The sequence below is a fragment of the Methylibium sp. genome, assembly GCF_013817365.1.
Classification (GTDB): domain Bacteria; phylum Pseudomonadota; class Gammaproteobacteria; order Burkholderiales; family Burkholderiaceae_C; genus Methylibium.
In genome coordinates, this window is record NZ_JACDCU010000193.1 from 1 (window position 1) to 7,345 (window position 7,345).

General features: G+C 68.0%; 8 protein-coding genes and 1 pseudogene. 3 read left to right on the forward strand and 6 right to left on the reverse strand.

From position 1 onward, the window contains the following. Window positions 1-406: 406 nt before the first annotated feature. From H0W38_RS12540 to H0W38_RS12550, 3 genes and pseudogenes are all read left to right on the forward strand, one after another. A pseudogene (locus H0W38_RS12540) lies at window positions 407-491 on the forward strand (integrase); the annotation flags it as partial. 272 nt (window positions 492-763) lie between these two features. After that, window positions 764-1,192: a DUF2231 domain-containing protein gene (locus H0W38_RS12545; RefSeq protein ID WP_292454476.1), complete on the forward strand. Its 429-nt coding sequence runs from the start codon at window positions 764-766 to the stop codon at window positions 1,190-1,192. Further along, the gene (locus H0W38_RS12550) at window positions 1,189-2,493 is read left to right on the forward strand and encodes a sorbosone dehydrogenase family protein (protein WP_292454478.1); all 1,305 of its coding nucleotides are present in this window, start codon (window positions 1,189-1,191) and stop codon (window positions 2,491-2,493) included. The genes H0W38_RS12545 and H0W38_RS12550 overlap by 4 nt, the downstream gene beginning before the upstream one ends. Before the next feature lie 183 nt (window positions 2,494-2,676). Here H0W38_RS12550 and H0W38_RS12555 read toward each other — a convergent pair whose 3' ends face one another. From H0W38_RS12555 to H0W38_RS12580, 6 genes are all read right to left on the reverse strand, one after another. After that, entirely contained in the window at window positions 2,677-3,336 is a 660-nt protein-coding gene (locus H0W38_RS12555; RefSeq protein ID WP_292454481.1) for a response regulator transcription factor, read from the reverse strand. Beyond that, window positions 3,333-4,832 (reverse strand): histidine kinase, encoded by a 1,500-nt coding sequence (locus tag H0W38_RS12560; RefSeq protein WP_292454484.1) that lies wholly within the window; start codon window positions 4,830-4,832, stop codon window positions 3,333-3,335. Before H0W38_RS12560 ends, H0W38_RS12555 begins: the two co-directional genes overlap by 4 nt. A 138-nt stretch (window positions 4,833-4,970) precedes the next feature. Beyond that, window positions 4,971-5,660, reverse strand: coding sequence for a hypothetical protein (locus H0W38_RS12565; protein WP_292454486.1), 690 nt, complete (start codon window positions 5,658-5,660; stop codon window positions 4,971-4,973). A 129-nt stretch (window positions 5,661-5,789) separates the two neighbouring features. Further along, window positions 5,790-6,416, reverse strand: coding sequence for an alternative oxidase (locus tag H0W38_RS12570; protein WP_292454488.1), 627 nt, complete (start codon window positions 6,414-6,416; stop codon window positions 5,790-5,792). A gap of 123 nt (window positions 6,417-6,539) precedes the next feature. Further along, window positions 6,540-6,809 carry a BrnA antitoxin family protein gene (locus H0W38_RS12575; protein WP_292454491.1) on the reverse strand — a complete coding sequence of 90 codons (270 nt, stop codon included), beginning with the start codon at window positions 6,807-6,809 and terminating at the stop codon, window positions 6,540-6,542. Next, a complete protein-coding gene (locus H0W38_RS12580; protein WP_292454494.1) occupies window positions 6,787-7,092 on the reverse strand; it encodes a BrnT family toxin in 306 nt (101 codons plus the stop codon). Before H0W38_RS12580 ends, H0W38_RS12575 begins: the two co-directional genes overlap by 23 nt. Between the last annotated feature and the right edge of the window lie 253 nt (window positions 7,093-7,345).

The window sequence follows — 7,345 nt, forward strand, 5'->3', positions numbered from 1 at the left end:
ACCCTGACAGCGACCCGATGACTGGCGCGATGCTCGGCATGGACGGCGGCGGCAACGCGGTCGATGGCGCCGGCGCCCAGGCCGCGCAATCGACCGACCCGATGGGTGCCAAGAGAAACGCCGAGGCATTGAAGGGCTCCGGCTCCAAGGCGCCGGCGCCCAAGCGCAGCAAGTAGGCTTCATCCCCACTGCCACTTGCCGCCATGTCGGGCCTGATGCCGCGCCCGTCCACCTCGAAGGGGCGCCCAGCGTTGCAGCCGCGCCATTGGTTGGGGCTGGCGATGGCCTCCGGACGCCGCACTCGAGAAAGGCGTCGAACTCGTCCTTGACGAATTGCGGCAGGCTGGCGCCGGTGGCCTCCGTGGTCTGGGCGAAGAAGGTCTGGGTGTGTTGCTGCACCAGGCGGTACAGCGTGCGCGAGCTCGCCTTCAAACCTCGGCATCGACAGCAAACTGCGCGGCTGCGACCTCGTCGGCCTCAAAGTCCGGGAGGCAGCTAGAGCAAGGCACCGCACCAGACGGTGACGGCGGTGATGTGCAGCAGTTTGAGCCTGGGCACCCCTCGGTCCTCCTTCGGCGCGCGGTCGCGCGGCAAACACGGGTAAACAGCGCCCCCAGCCGACGTTGCCGCCGCCCCCCGAGGGAGTTGAGAAATTCGGGAGCGCCCTCGGAGTCGGACGAAGCAGGGACTTGACCGCGATTGTTTCAGTTCGCCTTCGCCTCGGCTACAGTGAATTGTCGGAACCGCCACCAGGAGAGCCTCTTTGACTGCCACCGTCGACCGACCTCGTCAAAGGCCGTTGCACCCCGTCAATGCGTTCTTCGTTTCCGCGACCGTGACGCTGTTTCTGGGCGCGTTGCTGAGCGATCTCGCTTACGCAACGAGCTACCAAGTGCAGTGGACCAACTTCGCTTCGTGGTTGATCGCCGCTGGCCTGCTGTTCGGCGGCATCACGCTGGTGTTCGCACTGGTGGGCCTGCGCCACGCCGATCGGCGTGGGGGGCGCTATCTCTTGTATGGCTTCATCCTGCTTGCGACCTGGGTGCTGGGTTTCATCAATGCGCTGATCCATGCCAAGGATGTGTGGGCGGTGATGCCTGAAGGATTGATTCTGTCGGCCATCGTCTTGTTGCTCGCCTGCGTGGCGGCATGGATGGGTTTGTCCAACCTTCGCATGGGAGTTGCGACATGAAGCGGCCGACGTTATGGGCAGTTGCCGGTTTCTCGGTCCTGCTGGTCGCCTGCGGCAACGATGCGAACCTGGCGCAGGAGGGACCGGCAAATGTCGGCCCCGCACCGGTGCTGCCCGAGCGGCAACGCGGGCTGCTCCCCAGCATGACCATTGCCAACCCGGCGCAATGGGGCGATCAGCGGCCCACGGTGCCGCGGGGTTATGCGATCGCGGCCATCGCCACCGACCTCCGGATTCCGCGCCACTCGCTCGTCCTTCCCAATGGCGACATCCTGGTGGCCGAAGGCAAGGGGGGTGGGGCGCCGAAGCTCACCCCGAAGGACGTGATTGCCGGCTACATCAAGGCCCAGGGCAACAGTTCGGTGAAGGGCGGCGACCGCTTGACCTTGCTGCGTGACGGCGACAGCGACGGCACCTATGAGAGCCGCACGGTCTTCGCCGACAACCTCAACGCGCCGTACGGACTTGCGCTGATTGGAAACCAGCTTTACGTGGCCAACCAGGATGCGCTGGTGCGGTTCGAGTACACCGAGGGCCAGACCCAGGCGAGTGGGCCACCGGTCAAGGTCACCGACCTGCCGTCGCAGATCAATCACCACTGGACCAAGTCGCTGACCGCCAGCGCGGATGGGCGGTTTCTTTACGTAGGCATCGGCTCCAACAGCAACATCACCGAGCGCGGCATGGCAGCCGAGGTCGACCGGGCGATGGTGTGGCAGGTGGATGCCCAGACGGGCGCGCACAAGCCGTACGCCACCGGCCTGCGCAATCCCACCGCGCTGGCCATCCAGCCCGGCACGGACCGGTTGTGGGCAGTGGTCAACGAACGCGATGAACTTGGCCCGGACGTTCCGCCCGATTACCTCACCTCCGTGCGCGAGGGCGGGTTCTACGGCTGGCCCTACAGCTACTGGGGGCAGAACGTGGACCAGCGCGTGCGGCCGCAGGATCCGCAGAAGGTCGCCGCCGCCATTGCTCCCGACTACGCGCTGGGATCGCATGTGGCGGCGCTGGGTGTCGCCTTCTCCACGCCTGCGATGGGCGGTGAATTCGCAGACGGCGTGTTCGTCGGCGAGCACGGCAGCTGGAACCGGGAGCAGCCGGTTGGCTACAAGGTGGTGTTCGTGCCGTTCCGCGACGGCCGCCCAGCCGGCGCGCCGGTCGACTTCGTTTCCGGCTTCATTGGCACTGACGGCAAGACCCGTGGCCGGCCGGTTGGCGTGAGCGTGGATCCGCGCGGCGCCCTGATCGTCGCCGACGACCTGTCGAACACGCTCTGGCGCGTGACCCCGGCCCGCTGAGGGCGCAGGGAAGCGGAAGGAATCAAGCAACGCTGATCGGGTCTCCGCATCCCTCCACGGCGTTGAGGGGGGATGACTCCGTCGAGGTGCAGTCGGCATTCGATCCGGATCCTCGACTTGCAGGGTCAGCGGGAGAGAGGGCAAAGCCAGAACCCGCGCGAAAGGGACGGCCAGAACGGCGAGCTATACCGGCAGCAAATCCTGCCGCACCGCATAGAGCGCCAGCTCCACGTCATTGCGCGCGCCGGTCTTTTCGAGCACTCGAGTGCGGTAGGTGCTCACGGTATTGGGCGACAGCGCAAGCTGCACGGCGATCTCGCCCACGCTCTTGCCTTGGGCGAGCAGGCGGAACACCTGGTACTCGCGGTTGGAGAGCCGTTCGTGCAGCGGCTGCTCGCCGTCGCGGCCGGCGCCCAGCGCGCCGGCCAACTGTTCGGCGATGGCCGGCGTGATGAACAGGCCGCCGGCGGCGGCCTTGCGAACGGCGCCGCTCAGTTGTTCGAGGTCGGTGCTCTTGTTCAAATAGCCGGCCGCGCCGAGCTTGAGGCTGCGCACGGCGTACTGCTTGTCGGGGTAGGTGCTGAGCATGAGCACCGGCAGGCGCGGCACTTCGCGCTTGAGCTGCTTGAGCACGTCGAGCCCGTCGCGCCCGGGCATGGCGATGTCCATCAGCACCACGTCGATGCCCGGCTGCGCACCGGCCTGCGCGGCGCGCACCAGGCGCAGCGCTTCGGGGCCGTTGGAGGCCTCGGCCGTGAGCAGGATGTCGCCCGTGTCGGCCAGCATCTGGCGGATGCCCTGGCGCACGATGAGGTGGTCGTCGCAGACGAGCACGCCGATCACGGTGCGGCTCCGGTTCCTGTTGCGGGCGCCGCTTGGCCAGCAAGCGGCGAGCGTGGCGCGGCGGCCGGGCCGCCTGTTTCGATTCCTTGGAGCGCTTTCGGTTCGCAGACCGGAGTGAGCACTGCAGTCGAGGGCCCTGCCGGGGGCAGCGGCATCTCGAGCCGCACCTTCGTGCCCTGCCCCGGCGCGCCGGCGATCGAGAGCCGCCCGCCGAAATGGGCTGCGCGCTCGCGCATGCCGAGCACGCCGTAGCTGCGCGGATGGTCGAGCGCGTCGCGCGCGGCACCGATGCCGTCGTCGTGCACTTCCAGGTGCAACACCGGCTCCGGAGGGCCGTCGACGTACAGCCGAATGCGCACCGAACGGGCCTGCGCATGGCGAGCCACGTTGCTCAGCATCTCCTGAAAGATGCGGAACACGGCAATCGCCCAGCGCTCGCCCTGCTCGCCGCTCGGCGGCTCGACGCCGGCAGTCACGGTGACGTGCAGTTCGTGCGCCAGCTCGGCCGTCTCGATGAACTCCTGCGCCTGCCATTCGAGCGCCGCCCACAGGCCCTGGTGGTCGAGGATGCTGGGCCGCAGGTCGGTGATGATGCGGCCGACGTTGACCACCGCGCTGTCGATCATGCGGGCCATGCCGGCGCACTTGCGCTGCAGCTCTTCGCGGTCCGCCACGCGGTGAGCGAGCCAGTTGAGGTCCATGCGCAGCGCCACGAGCAGCGAGCCGAGCTCGTCGTGGATTTCGCGGGCGATGCGGGTGCGCTCGGTCTCGCGCACGGTTTCGAGGTGGGCGGAGAGTTCGCGCAACTGCGCCACCGCCGCGCCCAGTTCGGCACTGCGATCGCTCAGGGCCCGCGTGCGCTCCTCGACGCGGCGTTCGAGCTCGTGGCGGCTCTCGCGCAGCAGCGCCTCGGCCTCCTTGCGGCGCGAGATGTCGACGAAGGTCGCCACTGCGCCGATCGTCACCGGCCCCGCGGCCGTCTGCTCGACGATCGGGTGCGACGAGTACTCCGCCGCGAAGCAACTCCCGTCCTTGCGCCACAGCACCTCGTCGTCGATGCGGCAGGGCAGGCCCTGTCGAAAAGCCGCGAAGATGGGGCAGTCGCTCTCCGGGTAGTGGCGGCCGTCCGGGTGGCTGTGGTGGATGAGTTCGTGCATGTTGCGCTGCAGGGCTTCGGCCGGCGTGTAGCCGAGCATCTGGGCGGCGGCGCGGTTGATGAAGACGCAGCGGCCGGTCATGTCGACGCCGAACATGCCTTCACCCGTGGATTCGAGCAGCAGCGCGAGGCGGTCGCGCCAGCGGTCGTCGGCGGGAGAGGTGGGCGTGGAAGTCGACGTTGGCGCGGCCTGCGTCAACGGTGCGGGTGCTGTTGCTGGCGCGGGCGGTGTGGGCGCGGGTTTGGGTGCCGTCGGCATTGCACCGGCCACAGCGGAGGCTTCGTGATCAGGGGGCTTCGGCAGCGTGAGGTCCACGGCCGGACACTGCGCAAGGCTCATGCCGGGCGCCAGCGGTTGGCTCGCAACTCATGCGGGGCGCGATGCCTCCTTGCGGGGCACCGACGCCCCAGCGCGGGGCATTGGCCCTCGCCCCTTTGGGGAGAGGGAGAAAGAGCGAATCGAGACGCTCGTCCTGCTTTACGGCGCCGTCACCCGCATCTGCAGCACGAACCCCTGCACCCGCTGCGCATCCCGGCTCGACAGCACGCCCCGCTCGCGCGCACGCTGTGTGTCGCCCGAGCGGGCGACAGTGACCCATTCGCCCAGCGGCAACTGCACGGTGGTCAGCACGCCGGCCTGCTGCACCGAGCCTTCGGGCAGCGGCTGGCCGTCGGGCGCATGGCGCGAGGGCAGGCCGCCGAAGGCACGGTCGGAGGCCTCGGTGCTCACCTCCACCGTCACCGGGGCATCGCCGCCCGGCCAGCGCGGCTGCACCACGAAGCCGCGGCCGGTTTCGACGAAGCCCGTCTCGGCGACGACCACCGGCCCGTTCGGCGTCCACGCCCATTGCAGCCACTGCAGGGGCACCGAAGCGCCGACGCGCACCGCCGCCCGGCCGCCGTTGAGCACGCTCACCTGCTGGCTCGTGCTGCGCGCGTCGCTGCGGCCTCGTGCCTCGAAACCGACACCGCCGCGCGCAGACACTTCGCCGTTCGGGCCGATCACCACCGCGCCCTGTTCGATGCCGCCGCCGCTGGCGCGCAGTTGCGACTCGTCGCCCTGCCGCACCTCCACCAGCAGATTGCGCATCGGCAGGCGCTCGGCGGCGCTTGCAGACGCAGCCGGCAGGAGCGCCAGGGCGGCGAGGATCAACGGGCGTCGTTGCATGGGCAGCCGTTCAGACAAAGGAAGCGGCACCTTGCCGGATTCGGCAGGACGGCGCAAGCACGCCCGAAGCAGGGATCACGGCGATGAACAGCGAGGCGAAAAGGGTCAGGTCCAGCGGGCCCATGTCGGTCAGGCGCGCCCGGGGTTCAGCCGGTTGGCGAAATCATGATTGACGTCGCGATGCCCGGCCTCGTCGTCGCGGATCTTCAGGACCACGTCGCGCAGGCGGGCGTCGGCCGGGAGCTGCCAGTAATCGATCGCGATCTGCGGCGCCGCCACGTTCTCGTACAGGCCCTTGTCGATGCCGCCCAGGTACTCGGTGTAGCTGTACACCGCCTCTTCCTCGAAGTAGCCCACCACGCGGTGCGCCGTCTTCGACGACACGAGGTACAGCACGAAGAACAGGTTGTAGAAGACGCCCTGCGCCACGATGACCAGCGCGCGCTCGAACACCGAGGGCTTGACGATCTCGACGAAGGTCATGAGGTGCATGCGTTCGTTCTCGGCTTCGTCGAGCAGCGTGCGGATCCAGCCGTCGTCGCTCTTCATGCGGCGCAGGGCGTGCAGATGCTGCAGCGCCCCGCCCACCATGCCGGGCACCGCAGCCACCGTCTCCAGCACCACGGCGCGGTTGCCGTAGCGGTTGGCGAAGAAGGTGTCGGCGAAGAAGCGCAGGAAGCGGGTGATCGCGTAGGCGATGCGGTCGGAGAAATCGACCGGTGCGTGGTGGCGCTCGAGCGGTGGGGTGTCGGGCATGGTGGCTTTCGGGTTGTTGTTGCTTGCGATGCGAGGGGCCGCGAGGGACGGGCCGTCGAACCCGGTTCGGGTGCAGCTGCGGGCCGCCGCAGCGCGGCAGCCCGCGACGCGGCGCAGCACCGGTCATGGGTGCAATTTCTCCTGCAGCCAGATCTTGATCAACGACTGATACGGCACATCGCGCTTGTTCGCCGCCGCCTTGATGCCGTCGAGCAGGTGCGAGGGCAGACGCAGGGAGATGCTTTGCGTGGTCGGCTTCAGGTTGGGCAGCACGACGCGCCGGGCCGTTGAAAGATCGAGGTAATCGGTGGCGTCGTGCGTCGCCCAGAATGCGCGCTCGGCGGCCTCGGTCCTGAAGGCCGGCAGCGGCTTAAGTGTCGTTTTGCGAGGCATACCATTTCCTTTCCTTGGCGCTCATGTCGCGCGCCGAGATCACGCGGAGCAAAGTGTTTTCGGCACGAAGCGTGAATGTGACGTGCAACAGCCGCTCGTCGTCGGTGCTGCCGAAAGCATGGGCTCGCACTTCTTGTCGGCTATGGGCCGGGTCGTCGATGACCCACAGTGGCTGGTTGAAGAACACCTGCTCGCTCTCTCGCTGGGACACGGCGTGCCTGTGCTCGCTCTTGCTAGCGTTTCCATCGTCCCAGTCGAAGCCGACAATGCGTTCGAGTTGCATGTTTGTATATTATCAACATATACACCATTTTGCTCGCCGATTCGGCCGTGAGGTGAACGACACGGTCTCCGCGCCCCGGACGATCCCTGCCGGCGCAGTTTGCCTAAACTGACCAGTGACCCCACCGGGTCCCGGCATGCTGCCGCCGCGCCATGAGCGCAGTCGGCCGGCACGCCCCCTTCGCAGTGACGCTGCAGGAGCACCGAGAGCCATGAACGCCCGCCTTCCCGAATCGATCCGCCGCGCGCTCCAG